The 24,090-nt window shown below is 69.8% G+C and carries 25 protein-coding genes and 1 pseudogene; 12 read left to right on the top strand and 14 right to left on the bottom strand.

Annotated elements, in window-relative coordinates; genetic code table 11:
- Positions 1-54 precede the first annotated feature (54 nt).
- The 6 genes from ACFYMC_RS09990 to ACFYMC_RS09965 form a co-directional block, all read right to left on the bottom strand.
- Positions 55-345, bottom strand: coding sequence for an SHOCT domain-containing protein (locus tag ACFYMC_RS09990; protein WP_388521601.1), 291 nt, complete (start codon positions 343-345; stop codon positions 55-57).
- Positions 346-377: 32 nt separating this feature from the next.
- A complete protein-coding gene (locus ACFYMC_RS09985) occupies positions 378-866 on the bottom strand; it encodes a DUF6325 family protein (RefSeq protein WP_388521598.1) in 489 nt (162 codons plus the stop codon).
- A 185-nt stretch (positions 867-1,051) separates the two neighbouring features.
- On the bottom strand, positions 1,052-1,720 hold the full coding sequence (locus ACFYMC_RS09980; protein ID WP_388521596.1) for a GAP family protein: 669 nt from the start codon (positions 1,718-1,720) through the stop codon (positions 1,052-1,054).
- 165 nt (positions 1,721-1,885) lie between these two features.
- Positions 1,886-2,476: an N-acetylmuramoyl-L-alanine amidase gene (locus ACFYMC_RS09975; RefSeq protein ID WP_388521593.1), complete on the bottom strand. Its 591-nt coding sequence runs from the start codon at positions 2,474-2,476 to the stop codon at positions 1,886-1,888.
- A 357-nt stretch (positions 2,477-2,833) separates the two neighbouring features.
- On the bottom strand, positions 2,834-4,033 hold the full coding sequence (locus ACFYMC_RS09970; protein ID WP_388521590.1) for a globin domain-containing protein: 1,200 nt from the start codon (positions 4,031-4,033) through the stop codon (positions 2,834-2,836).
- A gap of 136 nt (positions 4,034-4,169) precedes the next feature.
- Positions 4,170-4,670, bottom strand: coding sequence for an RrF2 family transcriptional regulator (locus ACFYMC_RS09965; RefSeq protein ID WP_388521587.1), 501 nt, complete (start codon positions 4,668-4,670; stop codon positions 4,170-4,172).
- Between the two features lie 220 nt (positions 4,671-4,890).
- Here ACFYMC_RS09965 and ACFYMC_RS09960 point away from each other — a divergent pair, with 220 nt between their 5' ends.
- The 6 genes from ACFYMC_RS09960 (at position 4,891) to ACFYMC_RS09935 (ending at position 10,297) form a co-directional block, all read left to right on the top strand.
- Positions 4,891-6,300 carry a family 2B encapsulin nanocompartment shell protein gene (locus ACFYMC_RS09960; RefSeq protein WP_388521584.1) on the top strand — a complete coding sequence of 470 codons (1,410 nt, stop codon included), beginning with the start codon at positions 4,891-4,893 and terminating at the stop codon, positions 6,298-6,300.
- Between the two features lie 58 nt (positions 6,301-6,358).
- Positions 6,359-7,396 (top strand): family 2 encapsulin nanocompartment cargo protein polyprenyl transferase, encoded by a 1,038-nt coding sequence (locus ACFYMC_RS09955; protein ID WP_388521581.1) that lies wholly within the window; start codon positions 6,359-6,361, stop codon positions 7,394-7,396.
- Positions 7,397-7,551: 155 nt separating this feature from the next.
- On the top strand, positions 7,552-8,850 hold the full coding sequence (locus ACFYMC_RS09950) for an MFS transporter (protein ID WP_388521578.1): 1,299 nt from the start codon (positions 7,552-7,554) through the stop codon (positions 8,848-8,850).
- Positions 8,851-8,863: 13 nt separating this feature from the next.
- Positions 8,864-9,481, top strand: coding sequence for a GNAT family N-acetyltransferase (locus ACFYMC_RS09945; RefSeq protein ID WP_388521576.1), 618 nt, complete (start codon positions 8,864-8,866; stop codon positions 9,479-9,481).
- 13 nt (positions 9,482-9,494) lie between these two features.
- Complete coding sequence (locus ACFYMC_RS09940) at positions 9,495-10,076, top strand: dihydrofolate reductase family protein (protein WP_388521573.1); 582 nt, start codon at positions 9,495-9,497, stop codon at positions 10,074-10,076.
- Positions 10,077-10,090: 14 nt separating this feature from the next.
- Positions 10,091-10,297: a hypothetical protein gene (locus ACFYMC_RS09935; protein ID WP_388521570.1), complete on the top strand. Its 207-nt coding sequence runs from the start codon at positions 10,091-10,093 to the stop codon at positions 10,295-10,297.
- 91 nt (positions 10,298-10,388) lie between these two features.
- Here the strand turns inward: ACFYMC_RS09935 and snpA are convergent, their stop codons facing one another.
- On the bottom strand, positions 10,389-11,039 hold the full coding sequence (snpA, locus tag ACFYMC_RS09930; protein ID WP_388521567.1) for a snapalysin: 651 nt from the start codon (positions 11,037-11,039) through the stop codon (positions 10,389-10,391).
- A 212-nt stretch (positions 11,040-11,251) separates the two neighbouring features.
- Here snpA and ACFYMC_RS09925 point away from each other — a divergent pair, with 212 nt between their 5' ends.
- Positions 11,252-12,208 (top strand): LysR family transcriptional regulator, encoded by a 957-nt coding sequence (locus tag ACFYMC_RS09925; RefSeq protein ID WP_388521564.1) that lies wholly within the window; start codon positions 11,252-11,254, stop codon positions 12,206-12,208.
- A gap of 58 nt (positions 12,209-12,266) precedes the next feature.
- On the opposite strand, the gene ACFYMC_RS09920 is transcribed toward ACFYMC_RS09925, so the two are convergent.
- From ACFYMC_RS09920 to ACFYMC_RS09905, 4 genes are all read right to left on the bottom strand, one after another.
- Entirely contained in the window at positions 12,267-13,229 is a 963-nt protein-coding gene (locus tag ACFYMC_RS09920; RefSeq protein ID WP_388521562.1) for a zinc-binding dehydrogenase, read from the bottom strand.
- An 85-nt stretch (positions 13,230-13,314) separates the two neighbouring features.
- Positions 13,315-14,880: an alkaline phosphatase D family protein gene (locus tag ACFYMC_RS09915; protein WP_388521559.1), complete on the bottom strand. Its 1,566-nt coding sequence runs from the start codon at positions 14,878-14,880 to the stop codon at positions 13,315-13,317.
- On the bottom strand, positions 14,877-15,461 hold the full coding sequence (locus ACFYMC_RS09910; RefSeq protein WP_388521832.1) for a phosphoesterase: 585 nt from the start codon (positions 15,459-15,461) through the stop codon (positions 14,877-14,879). Before ACFYMC_RS09910 ends, ACFYMC_RS09915 begins: the two co-directional genes overlap by 4 nt.
- A gap of 237 nt (positions 15,462-15,698) precedes the next feature.
- The gene (locus ACFYMC_RS09905; protein ID WP_388521556.1) at positions 15,699-16,910 is read right to left on the bottom strand and encodes an NADP-dependent malic enzyme; all 1,212 of its coding nucleotides are present in this window, start codon (positions 16,908-16,910) and stop codon (positions 15,699-15,701) included.
- 527 nt (positions 16,911-17,437) lie between these two features.
- On the opposite strand from ACFYMC_RS09905, the gene ACFYMC_RS09900 reads away from it, so the two are divergent.
- The 4 genes from ACFYMC_RS09900 (at position 17,438) to ACFYMC_RS09885 (ending at position 21,182) form a co-directional block, all read left to right on the top strand.
- Positions 17,438-18,409, top strand: coding sequence for an ABC transporter substrate-binding protein (locus ACFYMC_RS09900; RefSeq protein ID WP_388521553.1), 972 nt, complete (start codon positions 17,438-17,440; stop codon positions 18,407-18,409).
- A 28-nt stretch (positions 18,410-18,437) separates the two neighbouring features.
- Positions 18,438-19,379, top strand: a complete 942-nt coding sequence (locus ACFYMC_RS09895; RefSeq protein WP_388521551.1) for an amino acid ABC transporter permease — start codon at positions 18,438-18,440, stop codon at positions 19,377-19,379.
- Positions 19,376-20,137, top strand: a complete 762-nt coding sequence (locus ACFYMC_RS09890; RefSeq protein ID WP_388521548.1) for an amino acid ABC transporter ATP-binding protein — start codon at positions 19,376-19,378, stop codon at positions 20,135-20,137. Before ACFYMC_RS09895 ends, ACFYMC_RS09890 begins: the two co-directional genes overlap by 4 nt.
- A gap of 364 nt (positions 20,138-20,501) precedes the next feature.
- Positions 20,502-21,182: a CGNR zinc finger domain-containing protein gene (locus tag ACFYMC_RS09885; protein WP_388521545.1), complete on the top strand. Its 681-nt coding sequence runs from the start codon at positions 20,502-20,504 to the stop codon at positions 21,180-21,182.
- 20 nt (positions 21,183-21,202) lie between these two features.
- Here the strand turns inward: ACFYMC_RS09885 and sodX are convergent.
- Positions 21,203-21,481 (bottom strand): annotated as a pseudogene (gene sodX / locus ACFYMC_RS09880) (nickel-type superoxide dismutase maturation protease); the annotation flags it as partial.
- Positions 21,482-21,676: 195 nt separating this feature from the next.
- On the opposite strand from sodX, the gene sodN reads away from it, so the two are divergent.
- On the top strand, positions 21,677-22,072 hold the full coding sequence (gene sodN / locus ACFYMC_RS09875) for a superoxide dismutase, Ni (protein ID WP_388521543.1): 396 nt from the start codon (positions 21,677-21,679) through the stop codon (positions 22,070-22,072).
- A gap of 146 nt (positions 22,073-22,218) precedes the next feature.
- Here the strand turns inward: sodN and ACFYMC_RS09870 are convergent, their stop codons facing one another.
- Both ACFYMC_RS09870 and ACFYMC_RS09865 read right to left on the bottom strand, forming a co-directional pair.
- Positions 22,219-23,196, bottom strand: coding sequence for a helix-turn-helix transcriptional regulator (locus tag ACFYMC_RS09870; protein ID WP_388521541.1), 978 nt, complete (start codon positions 23,194-23,196; stop codon positions 22,219-22,221).
- 1 nt (position 23,197) lies between these two features.
- Positions 23,198-24,088, bottom strand: coding sequence for a DUF4097 domain-containing protein (locus ACFYMC_RS09865; RefSeq protein ID WP_388521538.1), 891 nt, complete (start codon positions 24,086-24,088; stop codon positions 23,198-23,200).
- Positions 24,089-24,090: the final 2 nt, after the last annotated feature.

The following is a 24,090-nucleotide window of genomic DNA, read 5'->3' as shown; positions in this document are numbered from 1 at the left end:
TCACCGTAACCAGGGGCTCCGTCGACGCGGCCCCGAGGCGCCGTACCCGCGGCTTCAGCCGAGGATCCGGCGCTTTTGAGCCTCGAACTCCTGCTCGCTCAGGATTCCCTGGTCCTTGAGTTCGCCCAACTGCTTCAGCTGCTCGATCTTGTTGTTCATGTCCTCTCCGGCCGGGGCGGGCGGCGGCGGGGGCGGGGGCGGCGCTGCGTACTGCGGGGCCGGCGCCTCCTGCTGCCCCTGCTGGGCCCAGCGGCCGGCTTGCCGCCGGGAGACCCGGTTGGATACGGCGGTGGCGGTACCGGCGACCACGGCGGTGCGGGCGACGCCACGGAGAAGGCCTGGCATGGGAGCTCCCTACGAGGGGGGACGGGGCTGGGTCACCCGGTCGGGTCGGTGTCGGAGGCCCCCGGTGAGTCCTCGCTCGCGTCCAACGAGGCCAGCAGGGCCTGAACGGGGATGCGGCCACCGGCGACCAGTTGGGCGCCGCTGCGGCGCATGGCCCGGGCGAACGGGGCTGCCCACAGGTTCTCGTACACCAGGATTCCGGCGGAGTTCCCCGGATCGAGGACGGCGCCGGCCTCGTCCAGGTCGTCCTGACCGAGGAGGCCGGTCGAGACGCCCTCGAACAAGGTCAGGTCGATACCGTCGTCCTCGGTGGTCTCCGTCACCTTGAGCGCGGTCACGCTCCCGTCGAGGTCCTTGCGGACGAAGAGCAGGTCCAGGATGCGGATGATCCCGCGATCGACCAGATCGAGGAGCAGGGGGAAGCCCTCTCCGGTCATCCGGTTTCCGGGGAACTCGACGATCAAGTAGTCGACGGGCCCCATCTCTTCGATCTGCTCGGCCGTTTCGAAATCTACGCTCATGGCCACTCCTGGCAAGCAGCTCGGCGGCTCGGCTGTTCGACGGCCGGACCGCCGTCCGGCATCGGCGGGGGAGGGATCTTCTTCTCAATTGCACCACCGGTAGCGGTGCTGTGCACATCGCGCGGGGCGCTGGAGCGTTCTGGCCCGGGAGAGCGAGCCGGACCCGTCCTCGGGGGGCCGGGGCGTCAGCCGGTGAGGCCGTAGATGGCCTTGGCGGTCAGCCACAGTCCGAGGAAGAGGCAGATGCCGACGATCGCCTGGTCCTTGTGACCCGCCATCCAGCTGCGCAGTGCCCGCAGCCGGAGTGCGGCTGCGTCGGGGGCGATCAGCGTGTAGACCTCGGCGGCCAGCAGGCTACCGGTGGCAAGCAGGCAGAATCCCAGCAGGGCCGCGAAGGAGTACGCGTGCGAGAGGTCGGCGTCGACCACGGTGACGGCGCCGGCGGCGACCAGCCCCCAAGGTTGCAGGAAGACCGCGAGCCCAGCGGCGGACCAGGGGGTGAGCCGGTTGAGCCGGGACTCCGCCGGCTCGTTCGAACTCCCGTGCGGGGGCTGCGAGGAACGGCTGGCGACGAAACGTCGGCGGCGGATCTCGCCGTAGCCGACCAGTCCCACGCCGATGGTGAGCTTGGCCGCCAGCGCGGCGGTGGAAGGCGGAGAGCGCGGGGCGGGGGGCTCACCGCCGGTCGCCAGCATCACCAGGGCGATCACCGCCACCAGGCACGCCAACCAGGCGAGGATGAAGGCCAGTCCGTTCCAGGTCCCGCGGGTGGCGGAGATCACCAGCACGAAGGCCATGATGGGCAGCGGGTCCAAGGTGATGGCCAGTGCGACGAGGAGCAGGTCAAGGACCATGGCGCCTCGATCCGCCCGCGCCCGGCGCCCGCCGCCTTCCGCCGGCGGAGCCCACGGGACCCCTGCCTGTGGTCGGTCGGCTCACCCGTCCAGGGTGGTCCGGTCGAGCCGCCGGGCGCAAACAGAGTGCCGGAGCCCGCCGGGTGTGCCCCGGCCGCCCGGGGGCTACTTCAGCCGTTCGTGGATGCGCCCGCGCAGCCAGTCCATGGTGAATCCGGCCGGGTCGATCTTTCCGGGCTGCCACTCCCGGTGGCCGATGACGGACCGGGAGTTCCAGCCGTGGGCGCGGCACACCGCAGCCGCGGCCCGCTCGATCGCGGTGAGTTGCACGGGGGGCCACGGGTCCTTTCCGTCACCGAGGTTCTCGCACTCGAATCCGTAGAAGTGTCGGTTGCCGTCGGTGTTGCGCTGGTCGTCGTGTGGTAGGAGTCGCTCCGCGATGACGGCGCGCAGCACGTCGCGGTCGCCCGATCCGGCGTGGTTGGCGCGGCCGTAGCCGACCAGGTGGACGGTGCCGTCCTTGGCGATGACCCCGTGGCACAGCGGGCCCGGCAAGGTGGCGTATCCGTTCCGGCAGATGCGGACCGTGGCGGCGGTGCCGCGGGTGACGGTGTGGTGGATCATCACTCCGTGGACCGGGCCCCAGGGCCCCTTGTGGTTGCGGTTGTGGGTGCGCCAGCCGTGGGTCTCGATGACGTGGAGCCCCTCTTCCCGCAGCGCCGAGAGGAATCTCCCGGCCGACATGGGTGCGGACATGGCCGCCTCCTCCGTGGGTACCGGCGGCCACCCTCTGTGACCGCCGCCTACTCCGGGATCTACCGGAATTAGCCCTTCCGGGCTAGCCTCTTCGCACACTGTGCGAGTTTATCCAGTCACCCTCAGTGAGGGGTTGGCGAGGTGGTGTCAGCGGTCGGCCGAGGTGGTGGCGCCCGGTGTTTAGGGCCCCGCGGGGCCCGGCCGCAGTCGGGCAGGCTGTCCGAAAGGTGGGGTAGCCCTCGGCTTTGCGCCCGATTTTCCGGCTTGTTTTCGGCCGTGGTGCGAGGTGGTGCGGAGGGGCCCGCGGGCCGGCGCGCGGACCCCACCGCGGGGTCGGGTCGCGGGTTGGAACGAGTGTCAGGCCCCGGCCAGCCACAGGTCCGGACCGAACACCTCGTAGTGGATGTCGGCGGCCGGCACCCCCTTGGCCAGGAGCTGTCCGCGGATCGCCCGCATGAAGGGCAGTGGGCCGCAGAGGTAGGCCACCGTTCCCTTGGCGATCGGGAGCGCGCTCAGGTCCACCAACCCGGTGCGGTCATCCGGATGGCTGGAGTCGGCGACCGGGTTCTCGTACCAGAAGTGGGCGGCGCCGTCGTTGAGCTTGTGGGTCAAGGCGGCGTGGTCGGTGCGCAGCGGGTGGTCGGCCTGGGAGCGGTCGCCGTGCACCACGGTGACCGGCGCCCCGTACTCCGTCTCCGCTAGGTGCGCCAGCATGGACAGCATCGGGGTGCAGCCGATTCCCGCCGAGGCGAGCAGGAGCGGGCTGCCGGTGTCCCGGAGCACCAGGTCTCCGTACGGTGCGGACAGGTGCAGTCGGTCTCCGATGCGGACGCGGGCGTGCAGATGGTGGGAGACCTCGCCGTCCGGGCCGCCGCCGCGGATGCGCTTCACGGTGATGGTGCGGACCGGAGAGCCCGGGGAGTTGGACAGGCTGTACTGGCGGATCTGCCGGGCGCCGTCGGGGAGTTCCACCTGCACCGAGACGTACTGGCCGGGGCGGTGAGCGGGTGCGGGGGAGCCGTCGGCCGGCGCGAGCGTGAAGGTGGTGCAATCGGCGGTCTCCTCCGTACGGTCGATGACCGTCCACTCCCGCCAGGTCTGACCGACGGTTGCCTGCCGCTCGGCGCGCAGTCGCTCCTCGATGCTGATCAGGGCGTTGGCCATGAGCCAGTACACCTCGTCCCATGCCTCGGCCACCTCCGGTGTGATCGCTTCGCCGAGGACCTCGGCGATCGCCGCGAACAGGTGGTGGTGGACGATCGGGTACTGCTCGCGGGTGACGCCGAGGGAGGCGTGCTTGTGGGCTATGCGGGAGAGCATGACGTCGGGGCGGGTGTCGGGGTGGTCGATGAGGTGGCCGGCGAAGGCCGCGATGGAACCGGCGAGGGCCTGCTTCTGGATCCCGGCGGCCTGGTTGCCCCGGTTGAAGAGGTCGCGGAGCAGTGCGGGGTGGGCTTCGAACAGATTTGCGTAGAAGAGTTCGGTGATCTCGCCGATCGCGGCCCCGACGGCCGGCAGGGTGGCGCGGACGGTCATTTCTGACTTGTGGGACAACATGCAGATTTCTCCCCTGCTGTGCGGGCGTAATTGGTATCTCTAATACATATTCAATGCCGTGAGGGTTCCCCGTCGCGGTGCGGTCGGGAACCGTCAAGTGGTGGGTCGTGCTCCGTCAGGTGCGGGGCGGGATCTGTCAGCTCGCCCCGATGTCGCCGTGGGACCGTCTCGGCCCCGTGCTCGGTCGGAACTGCGGGGACCCTGGTGCGCCACCGGCGATCCCGAGGAGGAGTGGCCCGGTCGGGGTGGTGACGAGTTCGCCCACCGTCAGCGGGTCCAGTGTGGCGAAGAACGCCTCCTGGGCGCGGCGCAGCGCGCCCCGCAGGATGCATGCCGAGCGCAGGGGGCACGGGGTGGCCCCCTCGCATTCGACCACGTCACCCGCGCCTTCCAGTTCGCGGGCGAGTTCGCCGACGGACGCCGCCCGACCGGCTGCGGTCAGCGCGAGTCCGCCGCCCCGGCCCCGACGGGCCTCGATGAGGCCGAGGTGCTGGAGCCTTGCCACCACCTTGGCGGTGTGGGTGTACGGGACCTGCATGACGGTGGCCACCTCGCGGGTGGTGGGTAGGTCCGTCTCCTCGACGGCCAGCCGCATCAGGACGCGCAGGGCCAGGTCGGTGAATCGCGTGAGCCGCATGGGTGTAACCGTAGAAACATTGCATCCAAGATGCAAGTTAACTCTGAACATGCCGGGTTGCGCTCAGCCATGTGGGGGATCCATGAGGCTGCCCAAGTACGGTCCGACTAGTCCCACCCATTTGTGTAATAGTCGTGTCACTCCCTGTCCTGGAAGGCTTCCTCACGCAGCTCACCGGCTGCAGATCGCAGATCCATGCGTGATCGAAAGGGAATGCCACATGTCGGTCCAGACCGGTTCCGAGGTTCGCGAGGGGCAGCAGTCGCAGCGCAGCCTGGGTACCGCAGCCGCACGGAACCTGGCCACCACCACCAAGTCCGCGCCCCAAATGCAGGAGATCACCTCGCGGTGGCTGCTGCGGATGTTGCCCTGGGTGCAGGTGCAGGGCGGCACCTATCGGGTGAACCGTCGGCTCAGCTACTCCGTCGGGGACGGGCGGGTGACGTTCATCAAGACCGGTGACCGGGTGCAGGTGATCCCGGCCGAGCTCGGCGAACTTCCCGCCCTGCGCGGCTACGAGGACGTCGACGTGCTGGAGGAGCTCGCCCAGCGCTGCCAACAACGCGACTTCACGGTCGGAGAGGAGCTCACCTCCTTCGGCAGCGAGGCGGACCAGGTCTTCCTGCTCGCCCACGGGCGGGTCGACAAGGTGGGGCCGGGCCCCTACGGGGACGACGCCGTTCTCGCCACCCTCGCCGACGGCGCGTACTTCGGTGACCAGAGCCTCACCGAGGAGGGGGCCATCTGGGAGTACACCGCCCGAGCCGCCACCTCCGGCACCGCGCTCGTCCTCTCCCGCCAGGACTTCCTGTTACTCGCTGACCGGGTGGAGTCCCTGGCCCGACACGTGGAGCAGGTGCGCGCGCTGCCCGCCCAGCGCACCAACAAGTACGGAGAGGCGGCCATCGACCTCTCCTCCGGCCACGTCGGAGAAGCCGCCCTGCCAGGTACCTTCGTCGACTACGACGCTCGCCCCCGCGAGTACGAGCTCAGCGTCGCCCAGACCGTGCTGCGCGTTCACACCCGCGTCGCCGACCTGTACAACCAGCCGATGAACCAGACCGAGCAGCAGCTGCGGCTCACCGTCGAGGCGCTGCGTGAGCGCCAGGAACACGAACTGGTCAACAACGCCGAGTTCGGGCTCCTCAGCAACTGCGATTACGACCAGCGTATCCAGCCCCACGACGGCGCTCCCAGCCCGGACGACCTCGACTCGCTGCTCGCCATGCGCCGCGGCACCAAGATGCTCCTGGCCCACCCCAAGGCCATCGCCGCCATCGGACGCGAGCTGAACAAGCGCGGCCTCTACCCCGACTCGGTGGACGTGGCGGGCAACCACGTGCCCGCTTGGCGCGGTGTCCCGATCTTCCCGTGCAACAAGATCCCGATCAGCGACGCACGCACCACGTCGATCATCGCCCTGCGAACCGGGGAAGCCGAACAGGGCGTCATCGGGCTGCACCAGACCGGCATCCCCGACGAGATCGAGCCGAGCCTGTCGGTCCGTTTCATGGGCATCAGCGAACAAGCGATCATCTCCTATCTCGTCACCGCCTACTACTCGGCCGCGGTGCTCGTGCCGGACGCCCTCGGTGTCCTGGAGAACGTCGAGATCGGCCGCTGGAGCTGAGGCGGCCGACAGCCAGGGGAGCATCGAGAGACCGGAGAGGACAGCGCACACCTTGGCCATGACCGAATCCGCCACTGACGGACACGAGGCAGCGGCCCTGCTGGAGCGGACCAGGAGCAGCGTCAACCCAGAGCTCCGGCGGGCCGTGGAGAGCCTGCCCGCCACCATGCGGCGGGTGGCGATGTACCACTTCGGCTGGGAGGCGGCGGACGGCGCCCCCACCGCCAGCCACGCGGGCAAGGCGATCCGTCCCGCACTGGTACTCGCGGCCGTACGGGCCCTCGGGGGCCCCGCCGGCGCGGACGACCCGGTGGTTCGTGCGGCTGCGGCCGTGGAACTCGTGCACAACTTCACGCTGCTGCACGACGACGTCATCGACGAGGACACCCAGCGGCGCGGACGACCGACCGCGTGGACCGTCTTCGGCACTGCGGACGCGATCATCACTGGTGACGCCATGCTCTCGCTCGCCCTCGGGCTCCTCGCCCAGGACCCCCACCCCGCATCCCGGCAGGCAGCCACCCGGCTCACGGCCTGCGTGATCGAACTGTGTGCCGGGCAGCAGGCGGACTGCGCCTTCGAGGAGCGCCCGGAGGTCTCCCTGGCGGAATGCCTGGAGATGGCCACGGCCAAGACCGGGGCGCTGCTCGGTTGCGCCTGCGCCATCGGCGCGCTGTACGCGGGGGCCGGGGCGGAAGAGGTCGACGCCATGGACGCCTTCGGGCGGGAAGCCGGCCTCGCCTTCCAGCTGATCGACGACCTCATCGGAATCTGGGGCGATCCAGAACACACCGGTAAGCCGGCGGGCGCCGACCTGGCGGCCCGCAAGAAGTCCCTGCCGGTCGTCGCCGCCCTCACCTCCGACACCCCGGCAGGGCGTCAACTGGCCGAGCTGTACGCCGGACCGATGTCCCGGGCCGATGTAACCCCGGCCGCGGAGGCGGTGGAGCGGGCCGGCGGACGGGACTGGGCGCAGGCCCAGGCGGCCGACCGGATGGGTAGGGCCCTCCAGCAACTCTCGCGCGCCGTACCGGACCTCGGGGCGGCGGGAGGGCTGCTCTCGCTGGCCGAATTCGTCACCCGGAGGACGATGTGAGCCACCGGCCACAAACCGTCCGGCCCCCGCCGGCGCCCTGACCGTTCGGGCGCCGGCGGGGTGACCCAACGGGGCGACGGGCACCCCGCCGGAGCCCGCCACTCGGTACTCAAAAGTGCCTGGTGGTGGGCCCTTCGGCTGTCTAGCGTGAGCGCATGCCCCTTCGCGTACTCCCGCCCGCCGGCCCGGCGCGCACGCTCGCCGCAGCCCAGTTCGTCAACTCCCTCGGCGACGGGGCGTACTACGTCACTTCGGCCCTCTACTTCACCCGTGTGGTGGGACTGCCGCCCGAGCGGATCGGTCTGGGGCTAACCCTTGCCTGGGGAGTCGGAGCGCTCGCCGGAGTGCCGCTTGGGCACCTGGCTGACCGGCGCGGACCACGCACGGCCGCGGTCCTGCTGGCGATCGCCACCGCGATCTCGGTCACCGCCTTCTTGTTCGTCCGCTCCTTCCTGCCCTTCCTGGTCGCCGCCTGCTTCTACGCCGCGGCCCAGACCGGCCTCGCCGCGGCACGCCAAGCGCTCCTGGCCGCACTGGTGCCACCCGCCGAGCGCACTTCGGTGCTGGCCTACCTCCAGTCCACCCTGAACGCCGGCCTCGCCGTGGGTGCCGCCCTCGGCGGTGTCGCCCTCCACCTCGGTTCCCGACAGGCGTACTTCGGGGTCTTCCTGTTGGACGCCACGGCCTTCCTGCTGTGTGCCGGCATGCTGCTCCGACTGCCCGCCGCCGCAGCGGTCCCCGCCGGCACCGAGCAACCCCGCAGCGCCGACGGCGGGGGACTGGAGGTGTTGCGCGACCTGCCGTATGCCGTGGTCACCTTCTTGAACATGGTCCTGATGTTGCGGATGCCCCTCATCAGCCTGGCCATCCCGCTGTGGATCGCTGATCGGACCGAGGCGCCCGGCTGGACCGTGTCATTGCTGCTCATCTTGAACACGGCCGCCGTGATGCTCTTCCAGGTCCGCACCGCCCGTGGGGTGCGCGATCTGCGCACCGCCACCCGCACCGTGACCCGTGGCGGCTTCCTGATGCTGATTTCCTGCGCGGTCTTCGCGCTGACCGCGCTGGCCGGGCTGCCCGCCTGGGCGGCGCTCGCCCTCCTGGTGGCCGCGGCCGGGGTACAGGCGGCCGGCGAGATGATGCAGTCGGCAGGCGCCTGGCAGATCAGCTTCGATCTGGCGCCGGCCGGCCGGCACGGGCAGTACCAGGGGTTCTTCGGAAGTGGAATTCCGGTGGCCCGGATGCTAGGCCCGCTGCTCCTCACGACGCTCATCGTCAGTTGGGGGGTACCGGGCTGGCTGCTCCTGGGCGTGCTCTTCCTCGCGGCGGCGGCCGGGATGCGCCCCGCCGTGGCCTGGAGCATGCGGTCGATTGGCCGGAAGCAACCAACTCTAGTATCAGGGCGGCAGGTTGAAGCGGAGCCGGCAGAGGTCCGCGATCCGCAAGAGGCGTGAGGGAAGGACGGCTGTGGGAATCCAGATTCGCCAGGCGGGGGAGGCCGACCGCGCGGCGGTCACCGCGCTGCTCGACGGAGCGTTCCAGAACGACCCGGTCAGCAGCTGGGTGTTCCCCGACGAGACGCACCGGCGAGCGGTGCACAGCCGGTTCCTCGGCGTCTTCGTCGACGTCACCCTCGCCGAGGGCAGGATCGACCTCGCCACGGACGGTTCCTGCGCGGCCCTGTGGCTCCGGGTCCCGGCCGGCGAGCCGGAACACGAGGACGGGGTGCCGGCACGGATGCGCGCGGTGGCCGATCCCGACAACGAACGGTGCGAACTGGTGGGGCGGCTGACCGGTGCCGTGCACCCCACCGCCGAAGAACACGAGTACCTGCTGATGATCGCCGTATCGCCCGAACGCCAGGGGCAGGGGCTGGGCACCGAGCTGATCCGTCCGGTACTGGAGCGCTGCGACCGCGAGGGCACCCCCGCCTACCTGGAAGCCAGCAGCGCCCGTAGCCGCGGCCTGTACGAGCGGCTCGGATTCGAGTTCACCGGCGTCACCGTCGACCTGCCCGAGGGGCCACACATGTGGCCCATGTGGCGAAAGCCCGGCCACGGCGACGGCCCGTCGCCCGCGGCGTGACACAGGAGCCCCCGTGCGCAAACTGACCTACTTCATCGCGTGCTCCCTGGACGGGTTCATAGGCGACCCCACGGGCGAGGCTGAGTTCTTCAACGACCACCTGGACGCCGAGCTCATCGCGTACCTCAAGGCGCAGTGGCCGGAGACCCTGCCGACCCATGTCCACGGCCCGCTCGGACTGGGGCCCTTCGAAGCCCGCCGCTTCGACACCGTCATCCAGGGCCGCAACACCTACGAGTGCGCGCTGAAGGCGGGGATCACGAGTCCGTACGCGCACCTGCGCCAGTACGTGGTCTCCCGGAGTCTGGCGCAGTCCCCCGATCCGGCGGTGCAGATCGTCTCAGCGGATGTGGCAGCCCGGGTCCGGGAACTCAAGGCCGGGGACGGGCTCGACATCTGGCTGTGCGGTGGTGCACAGCTGGCGGGGGAGCTGGTGGAGGAGATCGACGAGTTCGTCCTGAAGACCTATCCGGTCTTCCTCGGCAGCGGGATGCCGCTTTCCACCGCCGGATTCGGGCGGCGGAAGGTCGAGCTCACCGACGTCCGTGCCTTCGCGGGTGGAACTGTCGTCAGCTCGTACCGGCGGCTTCGCTGACCTACCGTGGAGACATGCGCGAAACGGAGCGGGAGCGGATGACACCCGCGCCCGATGCCGGGCTGAGCTGCCCGAGCTGTGGAAGGCACGTCGGGACCGTGGTGCACCGCCGCAAGGTCCTCGGCGCGTTCGTGCCCGAATGGCGGGCCGGCCCGTGCCGTAACCCCGAGTGTTCGGCGTACGTCCCCGAGGAGCGGCCGGCGGGCAACGAACCGGGCTGACCGCCCCCCTCGCTGGCAGCCGGGCGAGCAGGAGCCGACTGCCCGTGCACCGGGCGTCGGCCCCTGGGCGATCAGTGGGGATGGGGCGGTGTCAGCGGGCCAGGCTGGCTGTGGCGGCGGCGAGCCCGTAGCGCCACAGCTGGTCGACCCTGGAGCGCTCGTTGTAGTTCGGGTAGGCGTTCTGGCAGGAGGTGCCGGGGCCACCACCCGACATCAGCTCGCTGCAGGGGCCCGAGTAGTGGTCGGGAAGACCGAGCACGTGACCGGTCTCGTGTGAGGTCACCCGGGTGGAGTTGTACTGCTGGTTCTGCCGGTAGTCGAGGAAGATGTAGCCCCGGCCGTGGCCGTCGGTGCTGGCGTACGAACCGCGGGAGTCGTTGCCCTCGTAGTAGGCGAAGTCGTAGCCGCTGCTGCTCTCGACCAGACGCACGTTGCTCACCGAGCCGTTCCAGATCTGGGTGCTGGCAGCGATCTGGTTGCGGAAGCTGGGTGCGTAGCGGGCGTTGTAGCGCACGGTGACCGAGAGGGCGCCCGGGTTGGCGGCGCGCTTACTCGCCACCGACTTCATGACCGCCTGGAAGAACGCCTTGTTGGCTTCCACGTTCTCGCGGGAGGTCTCGTAGGCGCGGTACGAGGAGGGGCCGGCGGAGGGTGCGGCGGCGACGGCGGGGGTCGCGACACCAAGGGCGCTCAGCCCCAGACCGAGTATGGAGGCGAGCGCGGCGGCGCGGAATCGGCGCATGGGGGCTCCTTCGAAGAGCTCGTGGGGGTGCGGCCTGGGTAGGGCCGCTCACCGGAGTGTGGAGGAGGCGGAGCGCCCGGCGGATGATGCCAGCGCCCGATAACGCGGGACTATCGACGAGGAACCGCAAGCGCCAACTGCCGTAAAAATGGCGGAATTCTATGCGTCATTAGTGGCTGGTGCGGCCTGGGGGGCCGCTCTACCCTCGGGGCATGGAGCTGGAAGTGAGGCACCTTCGCGCGCTGTGCGCCATCGCCGACACCGGAAGCCTCCATAAGGCTGCTCGTCAACTAGGCGTCAGCCAACCGTCGTTGACCACGCAACTGCAGCGCATCGAGAGGGCTCTGGGTGAGGAGTTGTTCCTGCGCGAGCGCACCGGCTGCACTCCGACGCTCTTTGGTCGCACGGTCCTGGGACGGGCCCGGCCACTGGTCGACGGGATGAGCGAACTGATCGCGGAGGCGCGGGCCGCGGCGGAAAGGTCAAGTGCGGACGGACCGCGGTTGCGCATCGGCTCCACCGCCAGCAGGGCGTTGCCCGGTTGGTTGCGGAGGTTGCACCGCAGGCTTCCGGACACCGAGACCTCTTTGCGGGTGGACGTCTCGGCGAACGCCCTGCTTCGCAGGGTGGCCGACGGCGGGCTGGACGTGGCCTTCGTCCACGAAGTGGAGGGCTGTCCTCTCCGGGTGCCGCCCGAAGTGGAGTTACGCGTGCTGGTCGAGAGGGAACCGCAGTTCGTCTCGATGGCGGCCGACCATCCGGCGGCCCGGCACCCGGTGGTCGAACTCGCGGACCTCGCCGGCGACCGCTGGATGGTGGACCCCTCGGTGGACGGCGAGTGGGAGGGACTGCGGCGGGTCCTGACCACGGCCGGCTTCAGCCCCTCCTTCCTGCACGGCGACTACCACACGGCCGCCTCACTCATCGTCACCGGCGAGGCGGTGGCGCCCTGCCAGCCGACCTCAGGGCCGCGCGAGGACATGGCCATTCGCCCGCTGGCGGGGGACCCCCTGGCGGTACGACTGCTGTTGGCCTGCGCGCCCGGCGCACCGGGCCTGTGGGAGGTCTTCGCCGACCTGCGGGCCTCCTACCGTGACGCGGCCCTGGCCGCCGCGCCCTATCGCAGGTGGCTCTCGCACCACGGCAGCCCGCTCCTGATGGCGGCTTGACCGGATCACGGGGGCCGGCGCCCGCCGTGGTCGCCCGGCGTCAGGGGGCCCCGTCGGCTCAGACGGTCAGCACGACCTTGCCGAACAGGTCACCGGATGCCAGCTTCTCGAAACCCTGCCGGGCCCGGTCCAGCGGTAGCACCTCGTCGATCACCGGGCGCACTCCGGTGGTGGCGCAGAACGCGAGCAGGTCCTGGAGTTCGTCCTTCGTGCCCATCGTCGACCCGACGACCTTCAGCTCCAGGAAGAAGATCCGGGTGAGCTCGGCGTGCGCGGGGCGGTCGCCGCTGGTCGCTCCCGAGATGACCAGGGTTCCACCGGGGCGAAGCGATTTCACCGAGTGGGACCAGGTGGCCGCGCCCACCGTCTCGATGACCGCGTCGACCCGCTGCGGCAGCCGTGCCCCCGGCTCGTGCGCTTCCAGGGCGCCCAGCTCCAGGGCGCGCTTGCGTTTGGCCTCGTCCCTGCTGGTGGCGAACATCCGGAGTCCGGCAGCCCGGCCCAGCACGATCGCCGCCGTCGCCACCCCACCGCCGGCGCCCTGGACGAGCACCGAATCACCGGGGCGGACGCCGGCGTTGGTGAAGAGCATCCGGTACGCGGTCAGCCATGCCGTGGGCAGGCAGGCGGCCTCCTCGAAGGTGAGCTCGGCTGGTTTGGGCAGCACGTTCCACGCCGGTACCGTCACCTGCTCGGCGAAGGTCCCCTGGTAGCGCTCGGTGAGGATCGACCGCGGCTCGTTTGGCCCGACTCCGTGGCCGCTCTGGCCGATCACCGAGTGCAGGACCACCTCGTTGCCGTCCTGGTCCGTTCCGGCCGCGTCGCAGCCGAGGATCATCGGGAGTTTGTCCTCGCCGAGTCCCACCCCGCGCAGCGACCACAGGTCGTGGTGGTTGAGGGAGGCGGCTTTGACGTTCACGGTGACCCAGCCGGGTCGGGGCTGTGGCGCAGGTCGTTCGCCCAGTTCAAGGCCGGTCAACGGCTGGGCACGGTCGATTCGGGCGGCATAGGCAGCGAACATGCCCCCGAACATAGGGCGGACGCGTGCCCCACCGGAACCGCCGCCCGGTGTGACACGCGTCTACCGTCGATCGGTCCGCTGGCCTTCAGAGGTCCCTGCGGTACTGCGCAGGAGAGTTCTTCGTGGCCGGGTCCTCGTACGATCCGGGCTGCCCGCGGTCCACGTGGAAGGTGGTCAGGGTGGAGACCGGGGACTGTGGGTCGCGCCGGTCGGCGATCACCTTCAGGTGCGCCGAGAGCCGCTGCGGGGTGACCTCGTAGACGTCGTACCCGTAGCGGTTGCCCTCGAAGTACTTCAGGTGGGGGTTCGCCCGGCCCATCACCGGCCCGTTGGTGCGGTTCCAGTCCGCGGAGTAGCCGCCGGAGGTCACGGAGTGGGCGGTGAACTCGGTGCCGATCACCGGCGAGGAGGTGTTGTCGAAGTCCGGGCGGATGTCGTCGACGAAGGCCGAGTGCCAGTCGCCGGTGAGGACCACGAGGTCTTCCATCCCGGTGTTGTGCACGTGGTTGAGGACCTCCTTGCGCTCGGCGAGGAACCCGTCCCACTGGTCGGTGAACATGTACGAGCCGCCGGGCCGGGAGCGTAGCTGGCTCAGCATGATCGAGTTCGCCCAGATGTGCCAACTGTCGGGCGCGGCACTGATGTTCTGTTTGAGCCAGGCCTTCTGTCCCGCACCCAGGATCGTGCCCTGCGCGAGGTTCTGCGCCGAGCGGTGGGAGCGCAGGTCGAGCACCGTGAGTTCCAACAGGTCGCCCCAGCGACGCACCCGGTGAATCTCGGGGTCGGGCAGGCCCGCCCCGCCGGAGGCGGTGGCGTCCCGGTGCGGCAGGTGCTCGTACCAGGCCTGGTAGGCGGCCGAACGCCGGCTGAGGAAGGGGGCGCCGCCGCTCGTGCCGCTGTAGTCGTTGGCCACCTCGTGGTCGTCCCAGGTCAGGAACCATGGGTGGGCGGCGTGCGCGTCGCGTAGCGAGGGGTCGCCCTTGTACAGCGCGTGCCGGCGGCGGTAGTCGGCGAGCGTGTAGGTGGCCGGGGCGTCGTGGTCGCGGACGTGGTCCCCGTACACCGGACCGTGCTCGTAGATGTAGTCCCCGAGGTGGATCACGAAGTCGAGGTCCTCGGCGGCGATGCCCCGGTGGGCCGCGTAGTAGCCGTCGTGGAAGGCCTGGCAGTTGGCTGTGGCGAAGCGGGCGGAGGAGAGCGGGCCGAGCGGCGCCGTCTTGGTGCGGCCGACGCGGCTGGTGCGGCCCAGGGCCCGGAAGGCGTACCAGTACCGGGTGTCGGGGGCGAGGCCCCCCACCGCCACGTGCACGCTGTGGCCGAGCGTCGCGGAGGCCGGATGGGTGCCGCGGGCCACGACCCGGCTGAGGTCCGGGTCCTCGGCCAGGACCCAGGTCACTTCGACGACCTCGTCCAACGGCTGCTCGGCGGCGAGTGGTTCGGGTGCGAGACGGGTCCACAGCACCACCGAGCCGGGCTGGGGGTCGCCGGAGCCGACGCCGAGGGTGAAGGGCGCCGGGTCGTAGACGGCCCCGAGGGCCTCGGCGGCTGAGCGCGCCTGAGCGGGGGAGAGGCCGGCGCTCAGCGGCCAGGCGAGGTTGAGGGCCCCGGCGGCGCCGGCGGCCTTGAGCAGGTTGCGTCGGTCCAGTTTCACGCCCGGCCCCCAGGGGTGTTCGAGGTGGTCAGTACGAGGCTGATGGCGTCCGCGTAGCCGTCGTTGGAGGTGCCGCCCGCCCGGGTGAAGTCCAGGCGGACTCGGGCGGTGCGGGCGCCGGGGGGCACGGTGCTGTGCGCCCGGCGCTCCAGCAGGGCGGTGCGGGAGGACCGTTCGCCGGCGGTGACCGGACCCAGCACGGACAGGGCCAGCGGCATGCCCTTGGCGTCGCGGAACTCGGCGGTCAGCCGGACTCCGTCCTCCTGGCCCAGGTAGCCGCCCAGCCAGCCCGTGAGCGCGTAGCTCACTTGGCCCGAGTCGACGGCGGCGCGTCCGGTGGGCCCGTCCGCGGGCAGGTCGAGGTCCTGGACGAGGGAGGTGTGGGGGCTGTTGCCGCCGGAGAAGAACCGGCTGCCGCGTTGGGCCGGGCCGGGGTCGGAGGGGGTGGGGTACCCGCCGCCGAGGCTGTAGTTCACCAGGGCGGGGGCTCCTTGGGCGAGCGTCCATCCGGTCACCGAGGTGACCGGGGTGGCGCTGCCGCCGGGTCCGCTCTCCGCGTCGCCGTTGACGACCAGATTCACAAATGCCTCCTGCTGGAGTGGATTTGGCGTGCGCATCACAACAGGGTGGTGTGAACCCTCGGCGTCGGGGACCAGAACGGGGTCTTTCCGGCCCGCGGGCCCTTCGGGCGGGCTCGTACGCCAGCAGGCGCCGGACGGCTGTCGGGCCGGGGTCGGGCGGTGGCCGGGGCGAACAGGCGAAAGGGCCGCACCCGTCCTCGTGACGGGTGCGGCCCTCGTGAACCGCAGGGGTGCCGCTCAGGCGCGGCGGGCGACGCCCTCCGCGCGGGCAGCCGCGGCCACCGCGTTGCTCACCGCGATCGCCACCCGCTCGTCGAACGGGGAGGGGATCACGTAGTCCGCCGACAGTTCGTCACCGACGACACCGGCGATGGCGTCGGCAGCGGCGATCTTCATTCCTTCGGTGATGCGGGAGGCCCGCACCCTCAGGGCACCCGCGAAGATGCCGGGGAAGGCGAGGACGTTGTTGATCTGGTTCGGGAAGTCGCTGCGACCGGTGGCCACCACCGCCGCGTACCGGTGCGCGATGTCCGGGTGGACCTCCGGATTGGGGTTCGCCATCGCGAACACGAACGCGTTCTTGGCCATCGAGGCCACCGCGGGCTCGGCGACCGTACCGCCGGAGACGCCGATGAAGACGTCGGCACCGGCGAGGGCGGTCTCCAGCGAGCCGCTGAGACCGGTCCGGTTACTGATCTGCGCGATCTCCCGCTTGGCGTCCGTCAGGACCTCACGGTCCTGGGAGACGACGCCCTTGCGGTCGGTGACGCAGACGTCGCCGATGCCGGCCTCCAACAGGAACTTGGCGATGGCGATGCCCGCGGCGCCCGCGCCGGAGATGACCGCGCGCAGGTCGGCGAGGGTCCGACCGGTCAGCCGTGCGGCGTTGCGCAGTGCCGCCAGCGTCACGATCGCGGTGCCGTGCTGGTCGTCGTGGAAGACCGGGATGTCGAGCCGCTCCTGGAGCTTGCGCTCGATCTCGAAGCACCGCGGGGCCGAGATGTCCTCCAGGTTCACTCCACCGAACGAAGGCGCCATGCGCACCACGGTGTCGACGATCTCGTCCGTGTCCGTGGTGGCGAGCGCGATCGGGACCGCGTCCACGCCCCCGAACTGCTTGAACAGGATGGCCTTGCCCTCCATCACCGGGAGGGAGGCTTCGGGCCCGATGTCGCCGAGCCCGAGCACGGCGGTGCCGTCAGTGACGACGGCGACCACATTGGACTTCCAGGTGTACTCGTGCACCAACTCGGGCTGCTCGGCGATGGCACTGCAGACCTTGGCGACGCCCGGCGTGTAGGCGAGGGACAGGTCGTCCTTGTCGCGGACCGGGACGGTGGCCTGCACGGCCATCTTCCCGCCGCGGTGGAGCGCGAATGCTGCATCCGGACCTTCCGGACCGTTGTCCGTGACGCTGTCGCTGCGAGGATTGACGATCTCCGCTGCCACTTCTTGACCCCTTAAGTCTTCATTGTTTGAGGGTGGCCACTCCTGGATGAGGGGTGGGCGGGCACCGCGTTCGTTCTCCGGCCCGGCGGGAGTGGTGTCGTCCCACCGGTACGGAGAGGAGGTTCGTACGCGCGGGCGCGCCGCACACGCGCCCTGAGCCCCGGATGAGGGGTGTAACGATCCGTTCTACCTGAAGAACACTCGGTCAGACGAGTCGATTCCGTCTCAACTCTAGGTCAAATGTCCGATTGCCCGGAAAAGTGAAGGTGGGTGTGTCGGTCCGCCAAAGTGAGAGGAAAAAAGTAACGCAAATTAGCCTTGACACAGCAGAAGTTTCGGTGGTGCAGCCCAAGCTCCGCAGTGATGTTGGGCAACCTGGGGCACCTGTTATCCGATTTTGACCTGGCAAGCCGTCCGGATTCGTGCGTCCGAATGGCAAGATGCCGTAATCACATGAGGTCGCGACACTCGAAGATGTGTGCCCGACCGTTTTCGGCCGCTTTCCACCCTGCCGGAGGAACCAGCTCATGACCGCAAGCACCACCCGTCGTACGACCACCGCCCGGTCCAAGATCGCCGCGGTCGGCGCGATCGCGGTCACCAGCGCCCTGCTCCTGACCGGGTGCGGCGACCAGACCGACAGCGCCAACAGCAACACCGCCGCTTCCCCGGAAGCCGGCAAGTCCAGCACCGCCCCGCTCTTCGACAAGCTGCCGAAGAAGATCCAGGACGCCGGTGTCATCAAGGTCGGCACGGACGCCACCTACGCTCCGATGGAGTTCAAGCAGGGCGAGCAGATCGTCGGTGTCGACCCCGACATCGCGGCGGCCCTCGGTGCCCAGCTCGGCGTGAAGTTCCAGTTCACCTCCGGAACTTTCGACACCCTGCTGGGCTCGCTGCCGACCGGACGCACCGACCTGGTGATGTCGTCGATGACGGACACTAAGGCTCGCCAGGAGGGCCTGGACGACCAGGGCAAGAAGACTGGCAATGGCGTTGACTTTGTCGATTACTTCAGTGCCTCCACCGGCATCTTGGTCAAGAAGGGCAACCCGCAGAACATCCAGTCCCTGGATGACCTGTGCGGCAAGAAGATCGCGGTCCAGCGCGGCACTACCTATGAGCAGGCCGCCAAGGACCAGGCCGCCAAGTGCAAGGCTGACGGCAAGGGCAACCTGGCCATCGAGTCCTTCGCTACCGATGCCGAGGCGCAGACCCGGGTCAAGGCAGGTGGCGCCGTGGCGGACCTGAACGACTCCCCGGTTGCCGCGTACATTGCGAAGACGGCGGGCGGTGGCAACGACTTCGAAGCAGTTGCCAACAAGTCCGACGCTGGTCTCTTCGGTATCGCCATCGACAAGAAGAACACTCAGCTGCGGGACGCTCTCGTCGCCGCACTGGACGCGACGATCGCAGACGGCACCTACAAGGCAGCCCTGGACAAGTGGGGCGCCGCGGACGGCGCGGTCACCAAGGCCTCCGTCAACGCCGGCTCCTGATCGCGCGCAGTTCTGAAGGGCAGTCGCTGTGACTGACAAGCTCGACAAGGTCCCCGCGGGGGCGGGTAACCCGCCCCCCGGCCCCGTCCCGCCGGAGGATATCCGCGCCATCCCCGTCCGGCACTACGGACGCTGGGTCAGTGGTTTCGTCGCCATTGCCCTACTCGTGACCTTGGGCTTCGCCTTCGGGCAGGGCAACGTCCGCTGGGCGACGGTGCCGGAGAAGCTCTTCGCCCCCAGCATTCTGAGCGGTCTGTGGAACACGATCCTCATCAGCGTCGCTTCGATGGTGCTCGGCCTGGTGCTCGGTGTGGTCTTCGCCGTCATGAGGCTCTCCAAGAACCCGGTGACCAGCACTATCTCGTGGCTGTACATCTGGCTCTTCCGGGGGACGCCGGTCTACGTTCAACTCCTCATCTGGTTCAACCTCGCCCTGATCTTCCCGGTGCTCAACCTGGGGTTCTACAAGGACGAGATGACCGATGTCATGACCCCCTTCCTGGCCGCCCTCCTGGGTCTGGGCCTTAACGAGGGCGCGTACATGGCGGAGATCGTCCGGGCCGGAATCCAGTCAGTGGACGAGGGGCAGACCGAGGCATCGCATGCTTTGGGCATGTCCCAGACCAAGACCATGCGGCGAGTCGTCCTGCCGCAGGCCATGCGGGTGATCGTGCCGCCATCCGGCAACGAGTTCATCAACATGCTGAAGACCTCCTCTCTGGTGATCGCCGTGCAGTATCCGGACTTGCTCAGGGCTGCACAGGACATCGCCTCGACTTCTTTCGCGGTCATGGAGATGTTCTTCGTTGCCTCCATCTGGTATCTCACCCTGACCAGCGTGTTCAGCGTCGGTCAGTACTATCTGGAGCGTTACTACGCGCGCGGTTCCACGCGTAGCCTGCCGCCCACGCCGTGGGAGAAGGTCAAGAAGACCCTCGGCACGTTCCGACGTCCGGAGGTGGCCAAGTGACGGCCATGGTGAAGGCTGAGGGCGTCCACAAGTCCTACGGCGCTGCGCACATCCTTCGGGGCATTGACCTCGAAGTGGCCCCGCGGGAGGTGTTCTGCCTGGTCGGTCCGTCCGGTTCCGGTAAGTCGACCTTCCTGCGCTGCATCAACCATCTGGAGCAGATCAACGCTGGTCGCCTCTATGTGGACGGCCATCTGGTGGGCTACCGGCAGAAGGGCGACAAGCTCTACGAGCTGAAGGACAGCGAGGTCGCGGCTCAGCGCCGGGACATCGGCATGGTCTTCCAGCGTTTCAACCTGTTCCCCCACATGACTGCGATCCAGAACGTCATGGAGGCGCCCGTCCAGGTCAAGGGCGAGTCCAAGGCCGTGGCACGGGAGAGGGCAGTCAAGCTGTTGGACAGGGTGGGCCTCGGCGACAAGGGTGGCAACTACCCCTCCCAGCTCTCCGGCGGCCAGCAGCAGCGCGTCGCCATCGCCCGCGCGCTGGCGATGGAGCCGAAGCTGATGCTCTTCGACGAGCCCACTTCGGCCCTGGACCCGGAGCTGGTCGGTGACGTCCTGGACGTCATGCGAGACCTCGCCGAGTCCGGAATGACCATGATCGTCGTGACCCACGAGATGGGCTTCGCCCGCGAGGTGGGTGATTCGCTGGTCTTCATGGACGGTGGCGTCGTGGTCGAGTCCGGCAACCCGCGCGATGTCCTGGGCAACCCCCAGCACGACCGGACGAAGGCGTTCCTGTCCAAGGTGCTCTAGCGCCGGTTCGGGTGGCGTTCGCGCCGGCCAGTGCTCCTTGGGTGCGGGCTTCGAACGGCGCTGAGCCAGGACCGGTCAGCGGGGCGATGTGCGCCCAGCGTGGCCCGCCGTAGCTCACGAGCCGGCGCCCCGGCCAGCAGCGTGAGCTGGGGTGCCCGCTTAGCCGCAGGGGCGGTACGGAACTTCCGTACCGCCCCTGCGGCGTTGTCGGCGGGCCCGGGCTCAGGGCGGTGGCCGGGGACGCGGTGGCGGTGGGTCGTGCACGGCGGTGCTGAGGAGGGGCCACACGTAATACCCTCGAAGTGGATGTAGCCGTTACCTGGTGTCACCGTTGCCCCCAGAAGCCTGCCCGTAAGGACTACGAGTGGAACTGGCCCATTACTCCGACTATGCCGTACGTCTGGTCAACAGCGAGTCTCCGACCCGCGGCAAGGACACCCTGACGTCCGTGCAAGCCGTCCGTGAGCTCCTCGGCGAGGACTCCAGCGCAGCCAGACGGGCCACGGACGGCGACGTGACCCGTCTGCGCGCGGTACGTGCGCGGCTGCGGGCGGTCTTCGAGGCGGCCGACGCGAGCAACGGAGGCGACCAGACGCTCGCCGTGGACCTGCTGAACTCGCTGCTGCTGGAGTACCCCGTCAGTCCGCAGATCTCCGGCCACGACTACCTCGACGAGGAGGGTCGTCCCCGCTGGCACATGCACCTCGCCGAGTCCGCGTCCAACGTGGCCGCCGGCTTCTCCGCGATCGCCTGCATGGGCCTGGCCTTCCACCTCACCGAGCACGGGGCGGACCGTCTGGGCCTGTGTCAGTCCGCGCCCTGCCGCAACGCCTACCTGGACACCTCCACCAACCGCTCCCGACGGTACTGCTCGGACAGGTGTGCCACCCGGGCCAACGTCGCGGCCTACCGGGCTCGCAAGCGGCTGGAGGGCGACCGGTCCGAGGGCACCGGCCGCAGTGCCGAGAGCCTGGACAGCGCGCGGGAGACCCGGGCGGCGAACGGGAGCCGGCCGGTGCGTTCCGGCGGCCCCGGCGGGCGGTAGCGCAACCAGACCCGCGCGAGCACCAACTCCTGCGGCACCACGCCGTAGTCCGTGCTGTCGCCGCCCGCGAAGGAGTTGTCGGCCAGGACCCACCACCCCCCCGCCCGGCGTTCGACGGCACGCTTGACCACCAGGAGGTCCTGCTGGAACGGGTGACGCAGGATCACCACGGCACCCGGGCGGACCGGAGCCCCGTACTGCACCAACAGGCGGTCCCCGTGGTAGAGCGTGGGCACCATCGACGGCCCGGTCACCTCCACCACACTCAGCGGCACCCTGACCGCCCAACGCCCGCGCATTCCCGGCATCCTGGGCACCTCCTCATCGCCGTCCAGCCGCCACGCCGTGCAGACCCGAACGGTCCGTACGTTCGGTCGTTCGACCCATGGTCGCCCTGGACTTTTGTCCTAAGCCCCCGGGGGCACTCGCGAATTGCGCTTTCCCAGGGAGTAATCTCCCACCTGAGAAGACGATCACGAGGAGGACAAGCTCACATGCTTTCCCGGATTTTCGCGCCGAAGACCAAGGTCAGTGCGCACTGCGACCTTCCCTGTGGCGTGTACGACCCCGCCCAGGCCCGCATCGAGGCGGAGTCCGTCAAGGCCGTCCAGGAGAAGTACCAGGCCAATGAGGACCCGCACTTCCGTGCGCGCGCCGTGGCGATCAAGGAGCAGCGCGCGGAGCTCGCCAAGCACCACATCTCGGTGCTGTGGAGCGACTACTTCAAGCCCCCGCACTTCGAGAAGTACCCCGAACTGCACACCCTGGTCAACGACACCCTGAAGGCCCTGTCGGCCGCCAAGGCGTCCACCGACCCGGCGACCGGTCAGAAGGCCCTGGACCTCATCGCCGAGGTCGACCGGATCTTCTGGGAGACCAAGCAGGCTTGATCTCCTTCCGCTCCCCACGTCGAGTTCCGGCGTGCGCAGGGCGGGTGGTTCGCGTCCGGTGCCCGGCCGTCGCTGACGGCCGGGCACCGGTTCTTGGGTGCACCCCCGGCCGGTGCGCCTCGTGGGGCCGGCCTTCCCGGAAGGGCTCAGTCGGACTTGCCCAAGAGGGCTTTGAGCTCCTGGGCGGCCCGCGCGAGTCCGTGACGGGCCTCGGTCAGCTGCTCGGAACTGACGCCGTGGTCCCGGGCCGCGTCGCGGATCTCGTCGCGGAAGCGGTCGAGGAGCCGGTCCAGGTCCCGGGCCGCGTCGCCCGTCTCGGGGGTGTCGGCGGCCCAGCCGGAGGTGTTCGGCGCGCCGGCCTCGGGTCCGCGGGCGCGCTGCTCGCCGGAGGCGCCCGCGGGCTCTGCCTTGATGGACCAGGCGGCCCCGGCCTCCTTGGCGAAGGCGCTGAGCTGACTGGTGAGCTCCGTCAGCCCCTCGCGGACACTGCCCGGGCGTTCGCCCCGTCCGAACTGCGCCTGCACCTGTTCCTGTACCTGATGGGCGATGCGCTGCATCTCCTCCCGCGCGCGTTCTTGGGTCTCCTGGGCCTGGCGCCTGGCGTGCTGGGCGTCGGCGCGCGCCCGCCGGCTCTCGTCCTTGGCCCGCCGAGCCTGTTCCTTCCACTCCTGTGTGGCCCGGCGCAGTTCCTCCTTGGCCGTCTGCCAGGCCTGGTTCTCGGGCCCGGGTTCCTGTTGCTGGTTCGCGGAGACCGCGGCCCGCATCTCGCGTCGGAGGTCGCCGGCCGCGCCCCGTACGTCGGCGCGGATCTCCGCCGCCAACTCGGCGACCGAATCGCGGATCTCCACTTCCAGGTCTGCGAGTTCGGCGCTGCGGGAAGCGAGTTCGGCGCGGCCCGCGTCGGTGATCGAGTAGACCTTCCGGCCGCCCTCGGTGGTGTGGGTGACGAGCCCCTCGGCCTCCAGTTTGGACAGGCGGGGGTAGACGGTGCCGGCGGAGGGCGCGTAGAGGCCCTGGAAGCGCTCTTCCAGGAGGCGGATCACCTCGTACCCGTGGCGCGGGGCCTCGTCGAGCAGCTTCAGGAGGTAGAGGCGCAGGCGGCCGTGGGCGAAGACGGGCGGCATTTCAGAGCACCTTCTTGAAGTCGGTGGCGGGAGCGTTGGGGGCGGGGGGTGTGGTGAAGGGGTCCTCGGCCGCGGCGGGGCGCCGGAGCAGGGCGACCGAGCCGGAGAGCGTGCCGGCCCGGAGCCGGCCGGTGCCCGTGCCCAGGCTGCCGGCGAGGCGCTTGGCCCCCCACTGCCCGGTGACCTTCAAGTCGTCGAAGTCGTTGGCGATGCGCCCACTTGCGGTGCTCGCCTCCACGTGGGCGTCGGCGTCCGGTGCCAGCCGGACGGCCAGCTCACCCGAGACCGAGGTCAGGGAGATGTCGGCGGGACGGTCGGCCGGATCGGGGCCGAGGTCGAGCAACATGTCGCCGCTGACTGATTCGGCTCGTACGCGGGCCGTGCCGTCGATCACGGTCAGATCTCCGGAGACGGAGTGGAAGCGCAACTGACCGGTGAGGGACTGGGCTTCCAGATTGCCGGAGACGGTGTCGGCGCGGACCGTGCCGGTCAGGCCGACCAGGGTGAGGTCGCCGGTGACCGCACGTACCTCGGTGCTGCCGTCGATGCCGGAGACCACCGCGCCGGCCCCCACCACGCCCACTTCGACGCGGGTGCCGGCCGGTACGGCCAGGGAGACGGTGGCCGAGCGCCTGGCGCCCTTGCTCTTGCCTTCGAGCCAGTTCAGGAAGCCCTGCCAGGGCAGGTCCTCATAGGCGACCGTGAGAGTTCCGTTGCGTTGGGTGACGATCAGTGGCGGGCCGTCCAGATCACTCACTTCCAGACGGGCGGGCCCTTCGTGGACGCCGACCACGTTGACAGCGCCTTGGACGATCCGGACGCTCAGCGCCGTCACGGGCTCTTCGAAGGTGAGTGCGTGCGGTTCGGCGACCGTCCAGGTGGACTCGGTCATGG

This window comes from Streptomyces sp. NPDC006879 (assembly GCF_042869595.1).
Classification (GTDB): domain Bacteria; phylum Actinomycetota; class Actinomycetes; order Streptomycetales; family Streptomycetaceae; genus Streptomyces.
This window is presented reverse-complemented; position numbering and strand designations above follow the sequence as displayed.